This is a genomic window from Gammaproteobacteria bacterium, from assembly GCA_013816845.1.
GTDB lineage: Bacteria > Pseudomonadota > Gammaproteobacteria > DSM-16500 > DSM-16500 > Aquicella.
This window is the reverse complement of the sequence record JACDDU010000001.1, coordinates 70717-94684: the sequence shown is the minus strand read 5'-3', so window position 1 is coordinate 94684 and position 23968 is coordinate 70717. Positions and strand designations below refer to the sequence as shown.

Below are 23968 nucleotides of genomic sequence, written 5' to 3'. Positions count from 1 at the left end.
AACTTATCTAAAACGAGAGCCGCTATGAGCATTAAGACCCTTTTCTTTCATTTGAAATTACAAGGTAAATCACTTGAAGGCATGCATATAAAAGTATCTAAGGCTATCAATAACATAGATCCTACAGATAAAACTATTCTCGCAGAGATAAGAGAATATTTAGAGGATGCGACTGAAAAAGAAAAAACCATCATTTTTGAAAACATAAAAAAATTGTTAAATTCCAAAAAGACATCAGATCATATTCAAGAAATATTGAAAGTGATTAATCGTTTAAATAGTCCCGATAATAATAATGCCTTGATCACACCTTTGCATCGAACTAATAGTAGTCATAGTGTCCTTAGCACAGGTAGCAGTAGTAGTGAGGCGCCCACGCCGGTAAACCATGCTAGAGTGCGAGTGAGTTTGGCAATATATCCACACAATCTTTATAGCAACGATTATGCTAATGCTCAATTCAGTCCGTCTTCTGACTATAAGCCTAGTAACCAAAGCAGTTTTTCTACCTATGATACAGATACAAATTCTAGTGACAATGAAGCTCTACCAGCCCATTTGTCACCTTCTGCACAATCTCTTCTCAACAAGGAGAAGTCATCTTTAATTAAGAAGACAAGAAGCAATGTGCAAGCCTTTTTAGATGTTGATTCCGACAATAGTCCACTTCTTACAAGCCATCAAGACCATGATATTGTCATTGCCCCTTCACCCCCCAAGGGCAACAATCATTCAGAACATAAAGGAAGTTTTAATAAAGCGAACGGTATCGATGAAGATAAAATTAGTGATAAAGATTCAGATTTACCCCAAAAAGAGAGGGTTGGGAGAAAATACAGTAAAAACTTTCTAACTAATGCTCTATTTACTCTCACATTCTTTGCAGCGAGCAGGACGTTGAAGCAAGTTTCAAATGGTCTTGGTAATTCAGCAAATAATCGTTCTAAGCAAATTAATTAATCAGGAAATTGAAAACCCAATATCAGTCATTTTGATATTGGGTTTTTTTCTTAATAAGTCACCTACTCAACTTTTAAAACATCATCGTAATCAAAATATAATCGTTTTCGATCCACAAATTTACCTGCGTACAGGTTTGCATGCGCAGGATTTTTGTTAATGGCTTCCATTAATTTAATCACCTCAGTAACGGTTTGGTCAGGCGCGTAATGGGCTAAATCGTAAATGAGTTGCTTAATCACCGCAATTTCTTCCGGTTGATTCGTTGCGAAGGTTTTTGTCGCTAGTTCGAGGGCAAAGTCATAGTACTCAAGTAATAGAGCTGCAGTAAATAATACATGTAAGCTTCGGGTGGGTAGTGCCGCTCCGCAAAAACTTCCTGGCAGCGGATCTTTAAAAAAAACAGCATCGGCATACATCGCTCTTTCAATGCCGACTTGTTTAGTTTTGTCTAACTGCTTCAGAGAACGGGTATGCGTGGTGTGAAATCCATAAAAACTAAATTGCTTCTCGCGAAGCAGCATTTCAATTTCTGAAAACAGTTTTTGTCCCTGATATAACTCACAAAATGCAACTTCGGTAACAATTGCGACTGTGCGTTCCGAGAGCGTTTGTAAACTCCCCTGTAATATTTCAAATTCCGTCCCTTGCGTATCAAGTTTAATCATTTCTCCCCAATACGTTTCAGTTTGACGTTTACCAAATAACACATCATCGAGGCGGGTCGTTTTTAAATCCCAAGTGCCAACTTCTTGCCACTTCACCATGTTATAGCGTGATGTAAAGCCACCATTGGGCCGTCGTAAAGAATGGTTAGTCGCAGCTGATAAGAGATGGAGTTGCGCATCGCCTTCACAATCAGCGAGTGCTAAGGGTTCTAAGGTAAACTTCGCCCATGAGGCCGCAAGCGATGCATCATTTAACATTCGCTCATACTCGGGTAAGTCTGGCTCAAAACCAAGTACAGCAGTGATCGCCGCAATCGGTTCAACTAAACTATGCGCGCCTCCACGTGCACCCACGTCAATAAAGCCCAAAGGATTAGCTAAGAATGTTTGGTAAACAGACGTTTGTTGGAATAATGGATTTTGGCTCAAGCGATTGAAGGCATTAGCTGACATGGGCATGCATCTCCGAAGTAACAATAGGTCCCTCTAAAGGAATTTCTTTACGTTTCGCACTTCGGCCACTGCGAAACGGTGTGCCCTGACGAATATAATTATTAAGCATAACAGGACGTGTTCGATTCGAGTGATTATCATAAGATCCATGTGGAGTTAAAGAATGCAGAAAAACCAAGGTGCCTTGCGGAACACAAATATCTAAGCGCGCATAGCGATCAGGAACCAAGCAAACTTCGTTATGAGCATTACTGTCCTGACCCATTTTAGCACCACCTTCGAGTTTTTTAACCGGCAACAAACCTTCTTTATGCGCACCGGGAAAAGCGTAAATCGTACCATTTCCTAAATCAACATCGGCCAGTGCAAGCCACGTTGAAATAAAATAATCCGCAGGTTGAGCTTCCACAAAAAAATTATCTTGATGAATAGAAAAACCTTGGGTGCCGGGTAAGCCAAAAAAGTACTGGGTTTGTAAGCCGCTCGCTTTGCCACCGAGGAGTTTTTCAATAATTGTAATTAATTTTTTATCACGCATGGCTTGTAAAAAAACTTCACTTTCCGTATGCGGATTAAGCGTTGGTCGAAATTCGCCATTTTTCGCATTTTGTAAAGTGTGGCTTGCTTCAATAAACATATTGCACTCATGCGGTGTAAAAAAATCAAATTCCGCATGCAAACCTGTCGCATGAAAGGCAGCGACTGCTTGCTCTTCATTAGAAAAAAAAGAAACGTTAGCTAACTTGTCGGTCATAGTGAGGCCTCAACAAATTAATAAATCGACGAATATTATCGAGGGAAGTATTTTGGAATACCTGGCAATAATGTTGCACTTTTGTATTATTCACTTCACCTACTTCATAATGAAACGAACCAAATTCAATCTTTTTTTGGAGAAAATGACTTACTTCGCTCAGGATGACAGGCTGACTGGAGGCAAGATTAAATTTACCCTGTAAATCTTTAGCCAAAGCAACGCGAATAAAGGCTAAAACATCTTCATGCAAAATATAGTGAAAACGTGAAGTGGGAGCGAGCGACAAAGTAGGCGTTGCATCAAATATCATTTTCATTAAGCTGTTTTTTCGTGCGTCTAAACCAAGCATGGCTGTCGCACGAAGAATTAAATAATCAGGCGTACTACTTTGCACCAGCGTTTCTGACATCAGTTTCGATAAACCATAAATATTTTTAATGTCATCAATAAAAAAATCTTCATCTTCAGCGAACGGCGTTACATTAGGTGGATAGACATCCACGGTTGAGATAAAAATAAATTTTTGATGCGGAATAGTAAGCAATTGCTGCGTTAACAAAATATTATCACGCATGTATTGCGCCAAATCACTCGCTGCAATGTTGATTTTCGAGTTAAAAGCACAATGAATAATCGCATCATAAGGCGCATTAACTTCGCTCGCTAAAGCCCCCAAATCCGTTGTTCGACTTATGCCCGTAGCCATCAGCTCATGACATAAAAATTTCCCTAAACCACTTTGACATCCGGAAACTAAATAATTCATAACACCTTCTACAATTGTTAATGAGGGTTTTGGCCCCGAACTTTCCTTGTCAATCCACTGCCATTGCTAGGATTAAAGACACAACCCCTCTAATACGCCGAGCCTTTGCCCAATTTTTTATACACTCTCTTTATACTATTGGCGGCCCGTTCACCCATACTTTTCTTAACGATCTTATACATTAAATTTTTAAATCGCTCTATCATTCTGGTTGTCATACTTTTTGGAGCAGATTCAAAACCCAACGTAAAAATACTGATCGCAAACGCACACATGACCGTTGCGATACGTAGAGAAATATCGGCAAATTTGAGTAAAAAATGACGCGGATATTGTCCATGAAAAATAAAGGTTTTAGTAAATCCCACGGAATTTTGTCTGGCTTTTTTAACTAGATAAGAAAAGTTTTTATAGCGAATGTAGTTAGGCGAAAGAAAATAATGAAAACTTTTTACGGAATGGTTGCGTTGTTTAATATAAAAAATGCATTTCTTTTTATTTTCCACAATCTCAAAGTCTGCTAAATTTTCATTCTTGGCCCAAATATAACAATACATTTTCATCGCTATACGTCGCAGACGTTGTTGCACAGTGGGGCTATACATACGCCACCATTCTTTCCAAACACGGTCTGCGCGATAGCGCTCTTGAGCTTTGGATAATTCTCGCCCTGCTTCTTCCCCAGTAAGTTGTATGTCTAAAATTGGGATGCTGCGAAAAATTCCAGGAATATTATTAAGGCCAGGGGTTACACTTAAGTGATGATCAATAAATTGATGCCAACCATCAGGACCCCAGCAATCGCCTATTCCTTCTGCAAGCTCCATCCACTTACGTGTTAAGATAGGATAATTTTCTGGACATGGACCACAATCATGATAGCTCAGATAATTTCTATACTTTAATTTGGAAATTTTTAAACGAAAAACATCGTCTGGATAAAGTTTAATATATCGTCTTAAAATCTGATCCCACCCGTGCGTCATAAAACGAACTTCTTCATTGATGGGCAAAATAAAATAAGTATGCGGATCGGAAAGCTCAAATAATTCTTGATAACCTAAATGTAAAGTGTAGTACCCATCTAACTTTGCTGTTTGAATATAGCGTATTTCAAACTCATATTTTGCGATCGCCTCGTCTAGCAAAAGACGCATTTGATCATCACCCTCATCAATTTTAACTAACACTTCAATAGCGGAAGGATCGACAACGGTCGCTTGTAAATTTTCCAAAAAAGCGCCCATGTTATGGGGACGATTTGAAGCACTGATGATGCTTAAAAGTTTCGGATTAACAAAATCCGCATTTTCCATCGAGTTATCCTTTGAAATAAGCAACTGTTCATTAGTTCTCTGGGCTGGATCCATACTATCCATTTCATGTCATCTCTTATAAATTCATGGGCAAATTAGCCCAATTGTAGCTTGTGCCGCAAAGGATTGCTAAATGATTTCAGATGCTAAGCCTGCTATCCGCGGCATCGGTTGAAGACGCGGTTTGTAGCCAAGCATTGCTAATACTTCACACGTCGCTTCTGCTTTGTTCAGCGTATAGAAATGTAAACCGGGCGCTCCCCCGCGTAGCAGCTTTTGACACAAATGATAAACAACTTCAGAGGCAAAACCATGCGTTCCTAAAGTTTTTTCACTATAAGATTCTAACCACTTGCATAAATAACGTGGAATTTCAGCGCCACAAGCAGCTGAAAATTGTGCTAATCGTTCATAATTAACAATGGGCATAATGCCGGGAATAATAGGAAGGGTCACACCCTGCTTGGTACATTCATCTAAGAAATAAAAATAAGCATCTGCATTGTAAAAATATTGTGTAATGGCACTATTGGCCCCCGCATCTTGCTTTCTTTTTAAATTCAAAACATCCTCCGCTGCATTGCCTGCTTGCGGATGGATTTCGGGATACGCTGCAACTTCAATATAAAAATGATCCCCAGTGCGTTGACGGATATAATGAACTAAATCGCTGGCATAGCGAAAATCACTGTCACCCAATCCCGCATCGGGCAAATCCCCTCTTAAAGCAACTATACGCTTAATACCCCTTTGTTTATAATGAATAAGTAATTCATCCACTGTTTCAGCTTGTGTGCCAATACAAGTCAAATGCGGTGCAACAGGAATTAAGGTTTCTCGCTTTAGCATATCAATCGCATCAAGTGTTCCCATCCGCGTTGAACCACCAGCACCGTAAGTCACTGAAAAAAAGTGCGGTCGATAATGCGAAAGTTCCAAAGCTGCGAGTTGTAAATTTTGCGTACCCTCTATGGTTTTAGGTGGAAAAAATTCAAAACTAAGGTGTGATTGTATAATTTTCATAATTTCCCTATTTATTAATCATGCAAATTTGGCGCAAGCCATCTTTTTATGAGTGACAGGTCCATTTGCTTACGATTGGCATAATCAACCACTTGATCTTCTGCAATTTTTCCAATCCCAAAATAAGTCGACTCAGGATGCGCAAAGTAAAACCCACTAACCGAAGAAGCTGGCAGCATGGCAAAATTTTCCGTGAGAATAATGTTGGCTTGCTCGGGAGCTGATAAAAGTGAAAATAAAGCTGGTTTTTCGGTGTGATCAGGGCAGGCGGGATATCCTGGGGCGGGTCGTATACCGCGATATTCTTCAGCAATGAGTTGGTCATTCGTTAGCTTTTCATCATGCGCATAACCCCAAAACTCTTTACGCACCCGGCGATGCATATATTCAGCAAATCCTTCTGCTAACCGATCAGCTAATGCTTTTAACATAATGGAATTGTAATCATCATGATTTTTCTCAAATTCAGCTAGATATTTCTCGATTCCTAACCCTGCTGTTACGGCAAAAGCACCCACATAATCGCAGTGTCCTAAAGCTTTAGGCGCAACAAAATCTGCTAAACAATGATTGAATTTGCCAGTCGCTTTGCGGGTCTGTTGACGTAACATACAAAATCGATTTAACACCTCAGTTCGAGATTCATCCGTATAAATTTCAATATCATCACCGATACTATTTGCAGGAAAAAAGCCTATGACAGCATTGGCCGTAATCCAATTTTCAGCAACAATCGTTTTCAGCATGCGTTGTGCATCATTATAAAGACTCTTGGCACTTTCACCGACTACTTCGTCAGTAAAAATTTTTGGATAGCTTGCACTCAATTCCCAAGTATGAAAAAAAGGCGTCCAATCTATAAAGGGAACCAGATTAGTAAGCGGATAATTTTGAAAAGCTTGAATGCCTAAAAATTTCGGGCGATGAATTTGATGATTTTTCCAATCAATTTTAACTTTATTCAGGCGCGCCTCTTCAAGCGTAATCATGCGATTCAGTGAGCTTTTATTTTTATGTAATTCGCGTAATTTAATATAATCTTTCCGGGTTTGTTGTACAAATTGATCATGGTTTTCACCCAATAAATTACTAGCCACACCAACTGCGCGTGAAGCATCGACTACATGAATCGTCGGCCCAGAATAATGCGGTTCAATTTTTAACGCGGTATGGGCTCGCGAGGTTGTAGCACCCCCAATTAGCAAAGGAATCGTAAATTTTTCCCGTTCCATTTCTTTAGCCACATCTGTCATTTCTTCAAGTGAAGGGGTGATCAAACCACTTAAACCAATAATATTTGCGCCTTCATCGCGTGCTGCTTGCAAAATTTTGGCACAAGGTGTCATGACGCCTAAATCAATAATTTCATAACTATTACAACGCAAAACAACGCCGACAATATTTTTTCCAATATCATGCACATCGCCTTTAACGGTCGCTAAAATAATTTTACCTTTAGGTTTTGCAGTCACTTGATTAGCAGCAAGAAAAGGTTCGAGATGGGCAACAGCTTGCTTCATAACGCGGGCACTTTTGACCACTTGCGGTAAAAACATTTTACCTTCAGCAAATAAATCGCCCACAATATTCATACCATCCATGAGCGGTCCTTCAATGACCTGCAGCGGGTCATTTAAAGTCAATCGTGCTTCTTCCGTATCTTCAATAATGAATTGATTGATGCCACTAACGAGGGCGTGTGTTAACCGCTCGCCTATAGGTAAGCTGCGCCACGCTAAATCATCTTTTTTTGTTTTACCTTGGCTTTTAATATTAGTAGCAGCATCGAGTAATTGCTCAGTTGCTTCATCACTACGATTAAATAAAACATTTTCAATTAAAATTAATAAATCTTTCGGTATATCTTCATAAATCGCTAAACTCCCAGCATTGACAATACCCATATCCATGCCAGCTTGGATCGCATAAAACAAAAAGACAGCATGAATCGCTTCACGTAAGGGATTATTGCCCCGGAATGAGAATGAAATGTTACTGACCCCACCGCTAATTAAAGCATAAGGGAGTTCTGCTTTAATGCGTTTGAGCGCCTTAATGAAATCGAGCCCATAACGATTATGCTCAGCAATACCGGTTGCAATTGCAAAAATATTAGGATCAAAAATGATATCTTCTGCTGGAAACTTTACTTTTTCAGTAAGGACCTGATAGGAACGACGACAAATTTCAACTTTGCGATCCTCCGTGTCAGCTTGGCCGTCTTCATCGAATGCCATGACAACAATCGCTGCACCATAATTTTTTGCTAATTGGGCTTTTTCAATAAAGGCAGGTTCGCCATCTTTTAAACTAATTGAATTGATAATGCCTTTACCTTGAATGCATTTTAACCCAGCTTCAATCACCGACCATTTTGATGAATCTATCATGATAGGAACGCGGGAAATATCAGGCTCAGCAGCAATTAAATTTAAAAAACGGACCATCGCACTTTCTGCATCTAACATGCCTTCATCCATGTTGATGTCAATAATTTGTGCGCCATTTTGAACTTGATCTAAAGCAACTTCTAACGCTTGTGCATAATTATCGCTACGAATGAGATCTGCAAATCGACTTGAGCCCGTGACATTCGTTCGCTCACCGACATTCACAAAAAGAGATTGATCATCAATGATTAAAGGTTCAAGTCCACTTAATCGACATGCTTTGGGAATCGTTGGAATTTTGCGAACCGGCATTGGCGCAACGGCTGCCGCAATGGCTTTAATATGTTCTGGTGTGGTGCCGCAACATCCCCCAACAATATTAATAAAACCAGCTTCAGTAAATTCCGCTATGGTTGTCGCCATTTGCTCGGGTGTTTCGTCGTATTCGCCAAATGCATTTGGTAACCCTGCATTCGGATGCAAACTTACAAACGTATCAGCAATTTTGGATAAGGTTTGAACGTAAGGACGTAGTGCTGCGGGACCGAGAGCACAATTTAAACCAATACTAAAAGGATTAGCATGGCGAACAGCATACCAGAATGCTTCAGTAGTTTGCCCGGAAAGTGTCCTTCCACTTGCATCCGTAATCGTACCCGAAATCATGACAGGCAAGCGGCATGCATGCTTTGCAAAGTAGTGTTCAACCGCAAAAATAGCCGCTTTGCTATTGAGTGTATCAAATATAGTTTCAATCATAAGAAGGTGGGAACCGCCATCCACTAGTCCACTAATGGCTGTAACATATGAAGCCACTAATTCATCGAATTTCACATTGCGAAAACCGGGATCGTTCACATCGGGCGACAAAGAAGCGGTTCGGTTAGTGGGGCCTAAAATCCCCACCACAAAGCGAGGTTTTTCTGGGGTTAATCGGGTCATTTCATCGGTAGCAAGGCGCGCTAGTTGAGCAGAAGCAAAGTTCAGCTCATAAGCAAGTTCACTCATATGATAATCAGCAAGTGCAATTGCCGTTGAATTGAAACTATTCGTTTCAATTAAATCACTGCCTGCTTCAAGATAAGCTAAATGAATAGCCTTGATAATATCGGGCTGCGTTAAGCTTAACAGATCGTTATTACCTTTGAGGGGATGATCGTATTCTTGAAAACGTGTACCACGATAATCAGCTTCATCAAGTCGATGCTGTTGAATCATCGTACCCATTCCACCATCGAGGATCAAAATACGCCTCTGTAAGGCTTCAGACAAATAAGTGTTTAATTTTTGATATTCATTCACCATACTAATTCCCTGCGTCGAACTGACTGTTTCAGTTATCCCTACTTATAATCCCTGCTAAATCTCTACACATTGAATTGCAAATAGCATCTGTGAATAGGAATATAAAGGATTACTAACAATAAGAAAACGCTGTAGAAAATATTAGCATTATTTAAAGCGGATAAAGATTATTGAGTTCCATTGATTTGAAACTCAATAATCTTAAGAATAGAAAGGTTAGAAAGGACCTCGAAAAGCATCAATTTCAGTTTCTGCATTCCCCTGAATTTCCCAGGCTTCTGCGGATTGTTTAACAAGTGCATGAGCACGCGTCGCAATGGTTTTACTATCTGGGTAAAATGCATTTTCGAGCGGTTTAGTCGTTGGGCAAGTCGTAAAGGCAAAACCCATGCGCGCCATACGGGGGATTGAAAGATTATGCTCCATACAGTGTTCATATACTTTGGTCATGATTTCGCTACTCGCACCGCAAGGCAACCAAGCATTATCAACGATCAAGAGTTTGCCAGTTTTAGCAACGGATTGCATAATGGTATCCATGTCGAGCGGCCACAGCGTAATCGGATCAATAATTTCGGCAGTAATTCCTACGGTTTCAAGATGTTTTTTCGCGCGTAGCGCTTCCATGACCATATGAGAAATAGCGATGATGGTAATGTCATCACCCTCTTGCATCACCCGTGCTTTTCCTAAAGGTTGTTCAAAAGATTGATATGGAACGTAGCCATCTACAGCGTAGAGTAAACGATGTTCAATAAAAATAACCGGATTGTTATCGCGAATCGCTGCAATCATACAACCTTTTGCATCGTTGGCATTTGAAGGTGCAACAACTTTTAAACCAGGAATGTGCATAAACAAGGAATGTAAAGCTTGCGAATGTTGACCACCTTGACCCCAAGAACGCCCAATCATTGTCCTTACAACTAAAGGAACGCTGACTTGCCCGTTATACATGTAATGGGCTTTGGCAGCCATGTTCACTAATTGATTCATACAGAGCAGCATAAAATCCATACGAATATGAACATGAATAGGACGAAGTCCAGCCATGGCAGCACCGATTGCAACACCCGTCATAGCATCTTCGGACAGCGGTGTACCAAATACCCGATCTTTGCCAAATTTTTCTTGCAATCCGAGTGTCGATCCTTGAATACCTTTGTGATCATCCACATCCAAACCAAATATAAAAACGCGTTCATCGCGTTCCATTTCTTGTTCAAAGGCTTCACGTAATGCATCGACATAACGAATCAGTCGAACCCCTTCCGCTGCATTTTGTTGGTTAGTTTCGGTTATCAATGCATTTTTTGAATTAGCTAGCGTAGACATGGGTATACAATTCCTCTGCCAAGGGATAAGGACTCTGTTCTGCGAAAGTTTCTGCAGCTTGAATTTCGAGCGTAACTTCTTCATCTAAACGCATACGAACCGATTCATCTAATAATTGACCTAAGCGCTTAATTTGATCGTTATCAATCCATTGTTGATAAACCGCTGGGTCTCGATAAGAATCGGTATGATCATCACGCGGACCAACATGTTCTAACCAGCGGTAAGTTGCGCACTCAAGAAAGATAGGTCCATGGCCTTGACGAATATCAGCTAATGCTTTCGTAATGGTTTCGCGAATTTTGAAAACATCAGCATCAAGAATTTGTACTGTTTTGATACCATAGGTTTCTACCCGTTGACATAACTTTTCTGTGGCCCAGCGTTTTTCCAAAGGTGTATGAATCGCGAGACGATTATTCTCACAAACATAGATAATGGGTAATTGATGAAGTGCGGCAAAGTTAATCGATTCAGTAAAACACCCTTCCTCGGTTCCACCGTCGCCAAACAAGGACACAACAACTGAGGTTTTACCTGTTTGTTTAGCTTTCATTTGCAGAGCAAGCGCATATCCTGTCGCGACAGGAATGGTGGTACCGACAACGGCAGATGCGCCTAGGATGCCCTGCTTCATATCAACTAAATGCATGGAACCTGCTTTTCCACCTGCACAGCCTGTCTTTTTTCCATACAACTCTGCCATCATTTCTTTTAAATCACCCCCCTTAGCAAGGTAAGTGGCATGACAACGATACGTATTGGAAACAATGTCATCGCGTTCTAGCGGATCACAAACTCCGACGGCAATTGATTCTTGACCCACTGATAAATGCACAGGACTTTTAACTGCATCCGTGTGATAGATTTCAGCTATACGTAACTCCAAGCGTCTAATAAGCGTCATTTTTTTATAAAGACGCGCTACCAATTCGGGCGTATGCATAAATGCTTTCCTAATTTTTGATTCTGGCAATCTATTAAAAAAAAGCGGTAATATCAAGCACCACGTTTTTTGCAACATGTGTGAGACCATCGCTCACATTAGTGATACCATCGCAACACGCAAGTTTAAGGCGGGTAAATGATAGTATGTTGATAGCTGTCCAGACTGGTCATTTTAAATAAAAAAATAATAACTCCTAGATGAGGAAAACGATTGAGTATGATGCAACCGAATTCTAAAATTTTAATTACAGGCGCATCGGGTATGGTGGGAAGCGCGCTCGTTAGGGCATTCACACCACTTGCGTATCATCTCTTTACCCCAACGCACGCTGAACTTGATTTACGTAATCAAAATCGAGTTTTAAGCTATTTTGAAAAAAATAAGTTTGATTATGTTTTTCATTTAGCAGCGATTGTGGGAGGCATCCATGCTAATCATCATTTTCCTGCTAAGTTCATTTATGATAATACGCTTATGCAAAGCAATGTGATCCATTCTGCTTTCGAATGCGGGGTTAAAAAGCTAATGCTACCGGGTTCTGCTTGCACTTACCCTAAACTTGCAGAGCAACCCATTAAGGAAACTGCGTTCTTAGATGGTAAAATTGAGCCTACTAATATTGCTTATGCCGCTGCGAAAATTAACGGTATTGTAATGGCGCAATCTTTTGCACGGGAACATCAATTTAATGTGATCACGCCCATGCCGACCAATGCTTATGGCGTGGGAGATAATTTTGATCCGCAAGCCTCCCATGTTATCCCCGCTCTCATGAAAAGATTTCATGATGCGAAAACCGCCAAACTTGCCCAAGTTACATTATGGGGGTCAGGCACACCGTTGCGCGAATTTATCTATGTGGATGATTTAGCTGACGCCCTCATTTTCCTGATGCAGGAATATGATTCTTACGAATTGATTAATGTTGGTACGATGCAAGAAATCGCGATTTTTGAATTGGCAAAAGCGATTGCTACTATTGTTGGATTTGAAGGTGAAATTGAACTCGATCCCAGCAAACCAGACGGTGCACCACGGAAGTGTTTGGATTCATCACCATTATTTACCCTTGGCTGGCAGCCTCGCACGGATCTTCTAGAAGGCTTAACGCAAATGTATCGCTACCATTTTGGCGTCCAACGTTTAACTGCCTAGTTGTCCTAGCTAGTGGTTTCCCGGGTTACGCACGCGCCCGGGTTAAACGATAGATGTAACGGCTCAAATGCAGCGCAACTGACACTGGCGTAAGCTTTGAAGCAATCTTAAGCTTTTAAGCCTGTAACCATCTTTTCTTCTTTACGACCGTGCTCACCTTTCGCCCTACTCTCTTACCTATAATCTTAACTGTCGTAAATAAAAACGCTGGGAGCCAAAAAAAAGGATATTGAGAAAATCCATGCCGGATCAAATGGCGCGACGTGCGGAAATCTCTATCGAGAGCAGTGAAAAGAACAAGACGAGTCAGTTGATCATTATACCAATAATGCATTAAGTAACGTTGCGAAGAAGAAAGTTGCTTACCCGCTAGGAGCGTACGCGCAAGTTCAATATGTTCGTAGCAAAGTTTTAAAATGTTTTTATGATTACCACCAAACGTTGAAGAATCCGCATGGGCTAAATAATTGTGACCAATGTAGGGAACAAAGACATCTTGTGCTTGATGTAATACAGCTTGAATTAACATAGCTTTATCATTGCTAAACATGTGTTTACCGAATTGATCATATAATGGAAATAACCCGGTGCGCTTAAATAAATCTCGACGTATAAAACGACAACAAATCGCTGAAGTTACATCAAAACAAATATTTTTGCAGGTAAGCGCCATCCGACGGGGTGAATCATAAATCATTTTTACTTTATAGTGGTGGGTATCCGGATGTCGCTCGACGATTCTGCCCGCACACGTAAACATATCAGCGTGGGGGTTGGCGAGGTAAGCTTTGGCAATATATTCAAACGTATTGGGTTCATACCAATCATCGGCCATAAACAATACGACTAAATCCCCCGTAGCCATTTGAATCCCTTGATTTACAGCCACAGTTGGGCTGCCATCAGGCAAACTGTGCCAATAAGCAAGTGAAGCTTCGTAGCGTTTAATAATCGCCGGGGTATCGTCAGTCGAGGCACCATCTAAAATAATAAATTCAAGGTACGGGTAGTTTTGTTGAAGAACACTTTTTATTGCTTTTTCAATGGTATCAGCACGGTTTAAAACCGGCATAATCACCGAGATTTTGGGTAAATTAGTGACTGACATCCTTAATAACTTTCGATAATACGCGGCACTTCAGTCTGAGCGCGTTGATAATCTTCAGGAATACCAATATCAATAAAATATTGATTGACGATAAAAGCTTGCGGTTTTATCGAAGTAATTAAAGGTTGTAAAAAATCTTGTTCAAATGAAAAAATCGGCGGCAAAGAAAAAGCGGTAAAAAGTGTAGGATGTAACAAATACACACCGGCGTTGATCAAACCGGGCATGACTGCACCTTTTTCTTGAAATTCTATAATTTGATTTTCATGAGTTGCCACATTGCCGTACCGACTCGCATCTTGAACTTTTTGTAAAGCAAGTGTCAATGGACTGTTGCGATGTTGTTGGTACATAGCTTTGTAGTCCAACGCTAAAAAAGTGTCACCGTTTAAAACCCAAGTCGGTTCATCTTGTCTTACAGACTTAAGTGCATGAACGATGGCGCCACCCGTACCTAAAGGTTCGTTTTCGAAGGCATACGTTATTGTCATCCCCCGATAATTATTTTGAAAGTATGCTTGAATCACTTCACTCATGTGATGGACTGACAAGACAATCTGCTTAAACTCCATCGCGTGCAAATAATCGAGCAAATAAGCCAAAAAAGGTTTGGATTGAATGGGTGCCATGGGTTTAGGCACATCAGACACAACTGTTTTCAAGCGTGTGCCGAAACCACCTGCTAAGATAATCGCCTGCATTATGCAACTTCTTCCGCTTTTTTACGCATCGGATCATAAGCTTCACCAAACATAGCATCTTCAATCATGGCGCAAATGATGTGACCAAACATAATATGACACTCTTGAATCTTTTGCGTTTCACGCGAGGGAATATTCAAAACTAAATCACAGCGTGATTGCAACAGCGGTGTTTGCGCACCCGTAAAGCCAATGGTGGTTAGTTTACTTTCGCGGGCAACATCAAGTGCGCGCAGGATATTAGGCGATTTGCCAGATGTTGAAATACCAATAAAAACATCTCCCGCTCGGCCGATAGCTTCAATTTGGCGAGAAAAAATAGTTTCAAATCCATAATCATTTCCAATTGCAGTTAATGAAGAGGTATCCGTTGTTAATGCAATCGCTGCAAGTCCGGGTCGATTGTAGCGCAGGCGGCTGACTAATTCTGCGGCTAAATGTTGCGCATCAGCAGCGCTACCACCATTGCCAGCAAATAAAATTTTGTTGCCTGACTGTAATGCTTTCGTGCAACGGTTGACGATGCTACGAATCATTGCTATTAAATGTTCATCATTTTGCATTTGTAATAATAATGAAGTCAGTTTTTGCATTTCTTCCTGAATAAAATGATCCATATGATTCTCCTTACCGCACTAAATATGAGGCTGATTGGTTAATTCGCCCGCGCCAATAATCTAGCAAATCTAACATGGTTTGCTCAAAAGGAATTTCGGGTTTCCAGCCTGTGTGTTTTTCAAACTTACGTGTATCAGGGACTTGCAAATCAGCATCAATGGGACGTAAACGTTCCGGATCTATTTCAATTTTAATGTGATCTTTTTTGGGTGAGGCTGCAATTAAATAATTTAAGACTTCGCTAATGGTACAACTAAAAGTTCCGCCGATATTATAAAATTCCCCGCCAATAGGGTTGTGCGTAACTAATAGATGATAAGCACGAACTGCATCACGCACATCTGCAATAGTACGCAATGAATTCAAATTACCAACTTTGACAACCGGTGGAATAAGATCTTTTTCAATCATAGCAATTTGTTTTGCAAATGTTGATTCAGCAAAAACATCGCCGCGACGCGGACCTGTATGAGTAAACATACGTGTTGACATAACTTTCATTTGGTAAGCTTCAGCATAAAAACGCCCGACTAAATCGGTGCCAACTTTTGAAATGGCATAAGGAGAAGCAGGATGAAAAGTGCAATCTTCGTGAATGGGCAATTTTTCTTTAGGTACGCGACCAAAGACTTCTGACGATGCACAAATATGGATAACAGCATCAGGGCGATGATGACGAAGTGCCTCTAAGACACGCGATGTGCCTTGAATATTAGTTTCATAAGTATCAAGCGGACTGGTAAAACTGGTTTGCGGAAAACTTTGTGCAGCAAGATGAAAAACATAATCGGGCTTTGCATCTTTAATGACGTAATCAATTGAAGATGAATCACGCAAATCTCCATATATAAGGCGAATACGCTCACGACGATTTATTTGCGGAATAAGATGAGCAATATTATCTAAAGGGCTACGCCAGCGGCACATTCCCACAATATCCCAATCCGTATGAGCGAGCAGATAATCCGCTAAATGTGAACCGACCATTCCTGTAATACCGGTAATTAATGCACATTGTTTGGTCATAACACTCCTTAAGTAGACGAACTCAATTGAGCGCCTAAAAAATACTCAACGCAGGCCGCTGTGCGTCTCTCGTGATAATAGAACCGCTAATATGAGTATCAGGAAACAAATTTCAATCGTTTTAGACGTATGGCGATCAATGGGGACTTACTGTATCTTAAAGCTCAATAAAGTCAAATATAGCTGCTGCATGGTATGAAAGTGTTGTTGATTACGGATAATTATTCATTAAGTGCAGGAGGCGCGGAAAATTATTTTTTTGAGCTTAAAAAACGACTTGAAGCTGAACCAACTTTAGCTATTTTCTCGTTGGGATTTGGCGAGAAACCCAGTCATTCTCCAACAACACTAATTCTCAAAAAAATCCAATCAAACATAAAGCGCCTTTTATGGCAAATCGTCTTTCATCCTCTGGTTTATTTTCGTATCCGTCAATTCATTAAAGCTGTGCAGCCCGATGTCATCCATTTACATAATGTGAAGCAATATACTTTCACACTTTTTTTAGCGTTGCGACATTATCGCGTCATTCAAACCATCCATGACTATGGTGCGGTTTGTCCAACTGCACACAATATCCATCGTGATTTAAGACCTTGCGCGACGGGTTGGCGCAGGGCTTGTTTTTGGCAACATCAAGTTAAATTTAATCGAATAATTTACTTAGCCCAAACCTGTGTTCATGTGCTCACGCAATATTTACAAAAAAAGTTTGTCCAGTTGTGTTTTGCACCTTCTCCTGAACTCGTTACTTATTTAACACATCATCAATTTTCCCAACCTCATTATATTCCACCGTTTAAAAAAAATTTGGGTCTCCCACAATTTAACTTAATTGAACCCAACCATTTTTTCTTTGCCGGTCAATTAGGTGCACACAAAGGGATTTTTCAATTAGTTAAAGAGTTTGCGCAAGCTTATCAATCAAGGCCGTTTTTAAAATTAACTATTGCGGGCGAAGGAGCGAGTAAGGGTAAATTAAAAAAACTGATTCACGCTTTAAAAATGCAAAAAAATATTCATTTAATTGGCTGGCAACCTTGTTTAAATGATTATTACCAACGTGCTTGCGCGGTTATTTTCCCCAGTGTATGGATGGAAGCTTTTGGATTAATCATGATGGATAGTATGTTACAGGGCCGTCCTGTCATTGGCTCCAATCGCGGATCCCCGACTTGGTTAATTGAAGAGGGGGTAACCGGATTGATATTCGATCCAAGCGAAGTGGGTTCGCTCGCAAAAAAAATTATTTGGCTTGCTGATCATCCGGAAACTATCAAGCCTTTTGGATTAGCAGGTTACGCAAAGATTCAAAAGCTCATTGATAATGAAACAACCATCCAGCAAATTATTACACACTATCAAAACATAGCTGCGCATTAAATGATTAATTCGCTCGTACTTTACGTCTCAAATTACCTTAACAAGCTACTCCCAAGTGAGGTATTGCATTCCCAGGAATAGCTTGCTGTAGGAATAAATATTCCAATTATTCTACATCGCCCCAAAAACGGACGTGAATAAAATATTATATATTATGACTTCAAGGTCATTTGCTGCACCATCGCTTGCAGCTTATCGGGTTTGACGCGTTTAAACCCTTTTACTTTACTTAAATCATCAAGCGTTGCGAATTGGCCTTGTTTATTCCGATAAGCAATAATCGATTTAGCTTTCGATTTCGTCATACCTGTTATACGCATCAAGTCTTCTTCAGGCGCTTGATTAATATTAACAGGTTTGGGTGAAACTACCGGTTGGGTTTGGACGGATGTCGGCTTCTTGGTCTCAAGAGATGAAACACCGGCTGCAAAGCTAAAATGGTATGGAAACAAAAATAAGATTGCCACAAAAACGTGGTAAAATCGCATAAATTTCTCCTAAAGGATTTAAAAAGTTAAGTTAATTAAACAAACTGGGGAATGGAACTTTTTGAAAGGGAGGGTAAAGATGATACGAAAACGAACGAGTGCTGAATCTGGCGGTAAGGATATCGCTAAAGACTTAAAAAATCTAGCTTTAACTATAGCCGGTAGATAAATAATTTTGCTAAACTTTGAACATCACATCACGCTTAAATCTTTCATAATAAGGTAATCAGCATGCAAGCGAAATTTTTTAATAAAATGACGTTATCCTTTGCGCTTATAAGCTTATTTTTATCTGCGCTTCCGCTTAATGCTAATCCAGTTATTCCGATTCCTACCCAACCTCAGCAACCTTCCTTCACCCCGAGCGCTCCCAATATTGACGCCAATGCTTATATGCTCCTTGATGCAACGAGCGGTAAAATTATTGCCCAAAAGGCTGCCGATACACGTCTACCCCCGGCAAGCTTAACGAAACTCATGACCATGTACATCATTTCGACAGCACTTAAGAATGGGCAAATTAAACTTGATGACAAAGTACGCGTTAGTACAAAAGCTTGGAAAACTGAAGGGTCACGGATGTTTATTAAGGCCGGGGAAGAAGTTCCTGTTAAAGATTTAGTCAAAGGCATCGTTGTGGGATCGGGAAATGATGCAACCGTCGCCATGGCAGAACACATTGCAGGGACGGAAGAAGCTTTCACCGCTATTATGAATCAACAAGCCAAACTTTTAGGAATGAATGACAGCCACTTTATGGATAGCACGGGCTTACCCAATCCCGACCATTACTCTACTGCCCGGGATTTAGCTATTTTGACCCAATCCTATATTAGAAATTTTCCCGAAGATTATGGTTACTATTCTGAAAAATGGTTAACGTATAATGGCGTTCGACAGCCAAATCGAAACCGTTTGTTGTGGCGCTATCAATACGCCGACGGTTTGAAGACAGGCCACACTAATGAAGCCGGTTTTTGTCTAGTTTCCTCAGCTAAAAAAGATGGAATGCGATTAATTAGCGTGGTGCTGGGCGAGCCTTCCGACCAATCTCGCAACGAAGATTCCATTCGCCTACTTACTTATGGCTTCCGTTTTTACGAAACCCATAAGCTTTACAATGCTGGGGCTTCGTTAACGACTGCCCGAGTCTGGCAAGGCGCACAATCGGAAATTCCCTTGGGTTTGAACGAAGATTTATACGTGACCGTTCCAACCGGTCAGTACAAACGACTGCAAGCTAATATGCAGTTAAACAATCCTTTACGCGCGCCGGTTAATAAAGGGCAATCTTGCGGTACGCTTAATGTAAGTATTAATAATCAAATCATTGCCCAAACCCCGCTTGTTGCATTGGAAACGGATCCGCAGGGGAATGTTTGGCGTCGCGCATCTGATTCAGTGAAAATGAAAATTCATAAATATTTTTCTAAATCATCCGATGATAAAGTTAATACTGGTTAGAGGTTTACCCGTTTATGAATGATGATAAAGACATTTCTCAAGAATCGTTAATCAAGTTTCCTTGTGATTTTACGATTAAAGTGTTTGGTGCAAACACGGATGAATTCGAGAAAACAATCTTAGCGATGATCAAGAAACATTTAACACATCCAGACAAACATTCATTGACAGCGCGTAAGAGTGAAAATAGTAAATATATTGCTCTAAGTATTACTGTGTATGTTGATTCAAAACCACAATTGGATCGTATTTATCAGGATCTTTCTTCATCGCCTATTGTTTTGATGGCTTTATGAGTACGCATCCTGCGTCATATCAAGCCATCAACACTGTACCGCAGCCCATGCTGTCGGCACCTGTGCCAAGCCAAATAGTGAACGTTCGTTGGTTAGGTTCTCAAAACTATCTGAAGACTTGGGATGCCATGAAAGCATTTACCCAAATGCGTGATAGCGATACCATCGATGAAATTTGGTTATTGGAACATGAACCGGTTTATACCCAAGGGCAAAATGGCAAACCTGAACACATTTTAAATCCAGGCGACATTCCGATTGTTAAAACCGACCGAGGCGGCCAAGTAACTTACCATGGTCCCGGCCAATTAATGATTTACATTTTGATGGATCTGAAAAGAAAGAAATTTTCGATTCGAGACTTAGTTAGTAACCTTGAACTTACCATAATTGATTTTCTTCAAACTTTATCAATTACAGCATTTGCAAAGCGTGAAGCCCCTGGAATTTATTTGGCAGAGCATAGAAAAATAGCATCCATTGGTCTTCGCATTAAGCGAGGCTGTGCCTATCATGGCCTTGCTTTCAACATTGATCTCGATTTGGCGCCTTTTAGTCAGATCAATCCCTGTGGCTTTGCTAATTTACAAATGACAACCTTAGCGCTACACACCCAAAAAGCTGAAGATACTCAAAATATAGCGAGCGTACTTTATCCTTTTCTATTGAAGCATTTAGACTATCAGTATGGAATTCGCTGTGATTAAATGTTTTACGTTTCACATTTTAATCATTGAAGCAAGCACGCTACCTGTTTTAAGCTTGCAAACGAGTATAATGCATCATCAATCTTGACAATGTTGGGCCCGAGTAATGGAAATTAAAACAAACAACAAACAAAAAGGTGCAGAGAAACTTGCACGTATTCCGATTAAAATCGTGCCTTCCGAGACGCTTTTACGTAAACCAGAATGGATTAGAATTCGATTACCCGCATCCTCAAAAGTTAACGACCTTAAAGCTCTCCTCCGCGAAAACAAACTAGTCACGGTTTGTGAGGAAGCTTCCTGTCCTAATCTGCCAGAATGTTTCACGCATGGCACCGCAACTTTTATGATTATGGGTGATAAATGTACGCGACGCTGTAGTTTTTGTGACGTTGCCCACGGTCGTCCCGATCCCCTGGACCTTAATGAACCGGCGCATCTCGCCTCGACGATTGCTAAAATGCAATTAAAATACGTTGTCGTGACTTCTGTTGATCGTGATGATTTACGCGACGGCGGAGCAAGTCATTTTTCAGCATGCATTAAAGCCATTCGTGAACAAAACCCTACCATTAAAATTGAAACCCTTGTCCCGGATTACCGTGGAAGAATGGAGGCTGCATTAGACGCGACAGCAACTGATCTACCCGATGTCTTTAACCATAATATTGAAACTGTCGCTCGTCTCTACAAACAAGCGCGTCCCGGATCCGATTATCAGCATTCGTTACAATTGCTCCAAGCTTTTAAAAAGCGCTTCCCTCATATTCCAACTAAATCAGGTGTGATGCTGGGGTTAGGAGAAACTAATGCAGAAGTTGAACAAGTTTTGCAAGATTTGCGCAATCATGATGTGGAAATGGTGACATTGGGCCAGTACCTACAACCCAGTAAATTCCATTTACCCGTTTTACGCTATGTGACACCCCTTGAATTTAAAGCCTTTGCCGATTTTGCTAAAAAGCTAGGATTTAACAATGTTGCCAGTGGTCCACTTGTCAGGTCTTCCTATCATGCTGATAAACAAGCTGCGGGAGAAGAGGTTAGTTAATGTCGGATTTCGTTAGTCCGCTATTACAATGGCTAAATGCCAATCCGGAATGGGCAGGTCTTGCAACCTTTCTTATTTCTGCGGCCGAATCGGTCGCCATTATTGGCACCATTGTTCCCGGTTCGATCACCATGACTGCCATTGGTACACTCGCGGGTGCGGGTGTCATTCCCCTGGGTCCTACTATTTTATGGGCCACTCTAGGCGCCATTGTAGGAGATGGCATTAGTTATTGGATGGGTCATTATTTTAAAGATCGTATTAAAAGCATGTGGCCCTTTCGCACCAATCCTTACGTCCTCGACAAAGGTGAAGCCTTTGTCCATAAATATGGCGTCATGAGTGTCTTCATCGGTCGATTTGTTGGGCCAGTGCGTGCCCTTGTCCCGCTCGTAGCCGGGATGCTGGGAATGAAACCTTTTCAGTTTACCCTAGCTAATGTGGCCTCGGCCATTGGTTGGGCACCTGCCTATATGTTACCCGGAATTTTACTTGGAGCCGCTTCACTTGAATTACCGCCCGACATTGCGGTCCACGTTATTTTAGTTTTTCTATTTTTACTCCTCTTTACTATTTTATGCTTCTGGCTATTAATTAAATTAACCATGTTACTGAAAGATCGAATTAATATGGTGCAAACTAAATTATGGCGAAAACTGCAAAATTCTCGCTATCTCTCTCCGACAACCGTCATTTTAAAGCACTATGATGCTAGTAAAACCTATGGACAATTTAGTCTTGCCTTACTTTTTCTACTAACTTGCATTTTACTTATCTCTTTACTGACTTACGTAAAACTAGTTGGTGCACAAAACCTTCTGGTCAATGATGTTACTTTTCATTTTTTTAGGGGACTATCATTAAGAAGTGCAGCCCTCGATGCATTGATGATTAACATTACTTTGCTGGGACAAAAAAATGTCATCTTACCCATCTACATCGTGGTGATTGCCAGCTTAATTTTGATGCGACGCGTTAGAGCAGCGGCGCATGTCTTTTTACTCGGATTCTTAACCGCAAGTTCAGTTTTTGTTGTAAAACATCTTATTTCTATTCCCAGACCTTGGGGGCTCATTCAATCCATTGAAACTTTTTCTATGCCTAGCGGCCATGCAACCGCAGCAGTAACAACTTATCTTGGTTTAACGTGGCTCTTAGTGTATGCCATAAAGACTAAATTTCGTGGGCTTTTGTATGTAGTGCCCTTTATCTTGGCGATGGCGATTAGCATATCAAGACTTTATCTCGGTGCCCATTGGTTTACGGATGTGCTGGCGGGTTGGTTAATGGGAACCGCGATTTTAACTGTGGTTGCGATCTCTTATCAACGCCAACCGGAACGGGCTATTCCGTCTTTAAAAATTCTCTTCATTATCTTAGTTACTTTAGCTATAAGTTTTTCTTGGTATCATCACATACGTTTCGCGACCTTAGCACAAGCTTACCGCCAAGACCAAATGCCTCCCATCGCTGTAAATGGTGCTGAATGGTGGCTGCGGAATGGCAATTTACCCGCTTATCAAGTGAGCCTGTTTGGCTTTCCATCACAGCGCATTAATCTTGAATGGGCAGGCGATCTCGCCGAAATTCGTGATAGTCTTTTTTTAGCTGGATGGTCAAAACCGCCAGCAAGAAATTTAGGCAGCACGATACATCGCATTACAGACATTAGTAGTACACAATATTTACCGATGATTTCACCTCAATACTTAGATAACCGGCCTGAGTTGATTTTAACGCGGTTTTTAGAATCTCCAAAACGTATGGTTGTTATTCGGTTATGGGATTCCAATCGATACCTTGAACCCACTCAAGCGAAATTATGGGTAGGAACAGTCAGTCTGGTTCCCAGGTCTTACAGTTGGCTTTACCGGGCGAATAACCGTGAATTAGAGATTGATATTCAACTTATTTTTCCAAATCCTGACGTATTAAAACACTGGCAATGGAAACTATTAGAAACTACTGTACCTGTGGGCTATGGCTCTAACAAATGGGTTAAACGAAAAGTCCTTCTTATTAAAGCACTGCATATTTAACAAAAATTTA

The 23968-nt window shown here is 40.7% G+C and carries 21 protein-coding genes; 8 read left to right on the top strand and 13 right to left on the bottom strand.

Annotation, left to right across the window (positions count from 1 at the left end):
• Positions 1-24 precede the first annotated feature (24 nt).
• Positions 25-960, top strand: coding sequence for a hypothetical protein (locus H0W64_00455; GenBank protein ID MBA3660181.1), 936 nt, complete (start codon positions 25-27; stop codon positions 958-960).
• 62 nt (positions 961-1022) lie between these two features.
• Here H0W64_00455 and H0W64_00450 read toward each other — a convergent pair whose 3' ends face one another.
• The 8 genes from H0W64_00450 to H0W64_00415 form a co-directional block, all read right to left on the bottom strand.
• Complete coding sequence (locus H0W64_00450) at positions 1023-2081, bottom strand: FkbM family methyltransferase (GenBank protein ID MBA3660180.1); 1059 nt, start codon at positions 2079-2081, stop codon at positions 1023-1025.
• On the bottom strand, positions 2071-2835 hold the full coding sequence (locus tag H0W64_00445) for a phytanoyl-CoA dioxygenase family protein (GenBank protein ID MBA3660179.1): 765 nt from the start codon (positions 2833-2835) through the stop codon (positions 2071-2073). Before H0W64_00445 ends, H0W64_00450 begins: the two co-directional genes overlap by 11 nt.
• Positions 2816-3604 (bottom strand): NAD(P)-dependent oxidoreductase, encoded by a 789-nt coding sequence (locus H0W64_00440; protein MBA3660178.1) that lies wholly within the window; start codon positions 3602-3604, stop codon positions 2816-2818. Before H0W64_00440 ends, H0W64_00445 begins: the two co-directional genes overlap by 20 nt.
• 89 nt (positions 3605-3693) lie before the next feature.
• Positions 3694-4920, bottom strand: a complete 1227-nt coding sequence (locus tag H0W64_00435) for a hypothetical protein (protein ID MBA3660177.1) — start codon at positions 4918-4920, stop codon at positions 3694-3696.
• A 129-nt stretch (positions 4921-5049) separates the two neighbouring features.
• Positions 5050-5943 (bottom strand): methylenetetrahydrofolate reductase [NAD(P)H], encoded by an 894-nt coding sequence (gene metF, locus H0W64_00430; protein MBA3660176.1) that lies wholly within the window; start codon positions 5941-5943, stop codon positions 5050-5052.
• 14 nt (positions 5944-5957) lie between these two features.
• Positions 5958-9638 (bottom strand): methionine synthase, encoded by a 3681-nt coding sequence (gene metH, locus H0W64_00425; protein MBA3660175.1) that lies wholly within the window; start codon positions 9636-9638, stop codon positions 5958-5960.
• Positions 9639-9854: 216 nt separating this feature from the next.
• Complete coding sequence (locus H0W64_00420; protein ID MBA3660174.1) at positions 9855-10973, bottom strand: alpha-ketoacid dehydrogenase subunit beta; 1119 nt, start codon at positions 10971-10973, stop codon at positions 9855-9857.
• The gene (locus H0W64_00415; protein ID MBA3660173.1) at positions 10957-11919 is read right to left on the bottom strand and encodes a thiamine pyrophosphate-dependent dehydrogenase E1 component subunit alpha; all 963 of its coding nucleotides are present in this window, start codon (positions 11917-11919) and stop codon (positions 10957-10959) included. Before H0W64_00415 ends, H0W64_00420 begins: the two co-directional genes overlap by 17 nt.
• 222 nt (positions 11920-12141) lie before the next feature.
• Between H0W64_00415 and H0W64_00410 the strand changes: the two genes are divergently transcribed.
• A complete protein-coding gene (locus H0W64_00410; GenBank protein MBA3660172.1) occupies positions 12142-13077 on the top strand; it encodes a GDP-L-fucose synthase in 936 nt (311 codons plus the stop codon).
• A gap of 115 nt (positions 13078-13192) precedes the next feature.
• Here the strand turns inward: H0W64_00410 and H0W64_00405 are convergent, their stop codons facing one another.
• From H0W64_00405 to H0W64_00390, 4 genes are read right to left on the bottom strand one after another with little or no spacing between them, the layout of a single operon-like run.
• Positions 13193-14185 carry a glycosyltransferase gene (locus H0W64_00405; protein MBA3660171.1) on the bottom strand — a complete coding sequence of 331 codons (993 nt, stop codon included), beginning with the start codon at positions 14183-14185 and terminating at the stop codon, positions 13193-13195.
• A 2-nt stretch (positions 14186-14187) separates the two neighbouring features.
• Positions 14188-14886, bottom strand: coding sequence for an NTP transferase domain-containing protein (locus H0W64_00400; protein MBA3660170.1), 699 nt, complete (start codon positions 14884-14886; stop codon positions 14188-14190).
• Positions 14886-15503, bottom strand: coding sequence for a D-sedoheptulose 7-phosphate isomerase (locus tag H0W64_00395; protein ID MBA3660169.1), 618 nt, complete (start codon positions 15501-15503; stop codon positions 14886-14888). The genes H0W64_00400 and H0W64_00395 overlap by 1 nt, the downstream gene beginning before the upstream one ends.
• Positions 15504-15513: 10 nt before the next feature.
• The gene (locus tag H0W64_00390) at positions 15514-16530 is read right to left on the bottom strand and encodes a GDP-mannose 4,6-dehydratase (protein ID MBA3660168.1); all 1017 of its coding nucleotides are present in this window, start codon (positions 16528-16530) and stop codon (positions 15514-15516) included.
• A gap of 201 nt (positions 16531-16731) precedes the next feature.
• On the opposite strand from H0W64_00390, the gene H0W64_00385 reads away from it, so the two are divergent.
• A complete protein-coding gene (locus tag H0W64_00385; GenBank protein ID MBA3660167.1) occupies positions 16732-17913 on the top strand; it encodes a glycosyltransferase family 4 protein in 1182 nt (393 codons plus the stop codon).
• A 152-nt stretch (positions 17914-18065) separates the two neighbouring features.
• On the opposite strand, the gene H0W64_00380 is transcribed toward H0W64_00385, so the two are convergent.
• Positions 18066-18401 (bottom strand): helix-hairpin-helix domain-containing protein, encoded by a 336-nt coding sequence (locus tag H0W64_00380; protein ID MBA3660166.1) that lies wholly within the window; start codon positions 18399-18401, stop codon positions 18066-18068.
• Positions 18402-18632: 231 nt separating this feature from the next.
• Between H0W64_00380 and H0W64_00375 the strand changes: the two genes are divergently transcribed.
• The 5 genes from H0W64_00375 (at position 18633) to H0W64_00355 (ending at position 23958) form a co-directional block, all read left to right on the top strand.
• Positions 18633-19865: a D-alanyl-D-alanine carboxypeptidase gene (locus tag H0W64_00375; GenBank protein MBA3660165.1), complete on the top strand. Its 1233-nt coding sequence runs from the start codon at positions 18633-18635 to the stop codon at positions 19863-19865.
• 14 nt (positions 19866-19879) lie between these two features.
• Entirely contained in the window at positions 19880-20161 is a 282-nt protein-coding gene (locus H0W64_00370) for a DUF493 domain-containing protein (GenBank protein ID MBA3660164.1), read from the top strand.
• A gap of 47 nt (positions 20162-20208) precedes the next feature.
• Positions 20209-20868, top strand: a complete 660-nt coding sequence (lipB, locus tag H0W64_00365) for a lipoyl(octanoyl) transferase LipB (protein MBA3660163.1) — start codon at positions 20209-20211, stop codon at positions 20866-20868.
• Between the two features lie 106 nt (positions 20869-20974).
• Positions 20975-21919 (top strand): lipoyl synthase, encoded by a 945-nt coding sequence (lipA, locus tag H0W64_00360; protein ID MBA3660162.1) that lies wholly within the window; start codon positions 20975-20977, stop codon positions 21917-21919.
• On the top strand, positions 21919-23958 hold the full coding sequence (locus H0W64_00355) for a VTT domain-containing protein (protein ID MBA3660161.1): 2040 nt from the start codon (positions 21919-21921) through the stop codon (positions 23956-23958). Before lipA ends, H0W64_00355 begins: the two co-directional genes overlap by 1 nt.
• Positions 23959-23968: the final 10 nt, after the last annotated feature.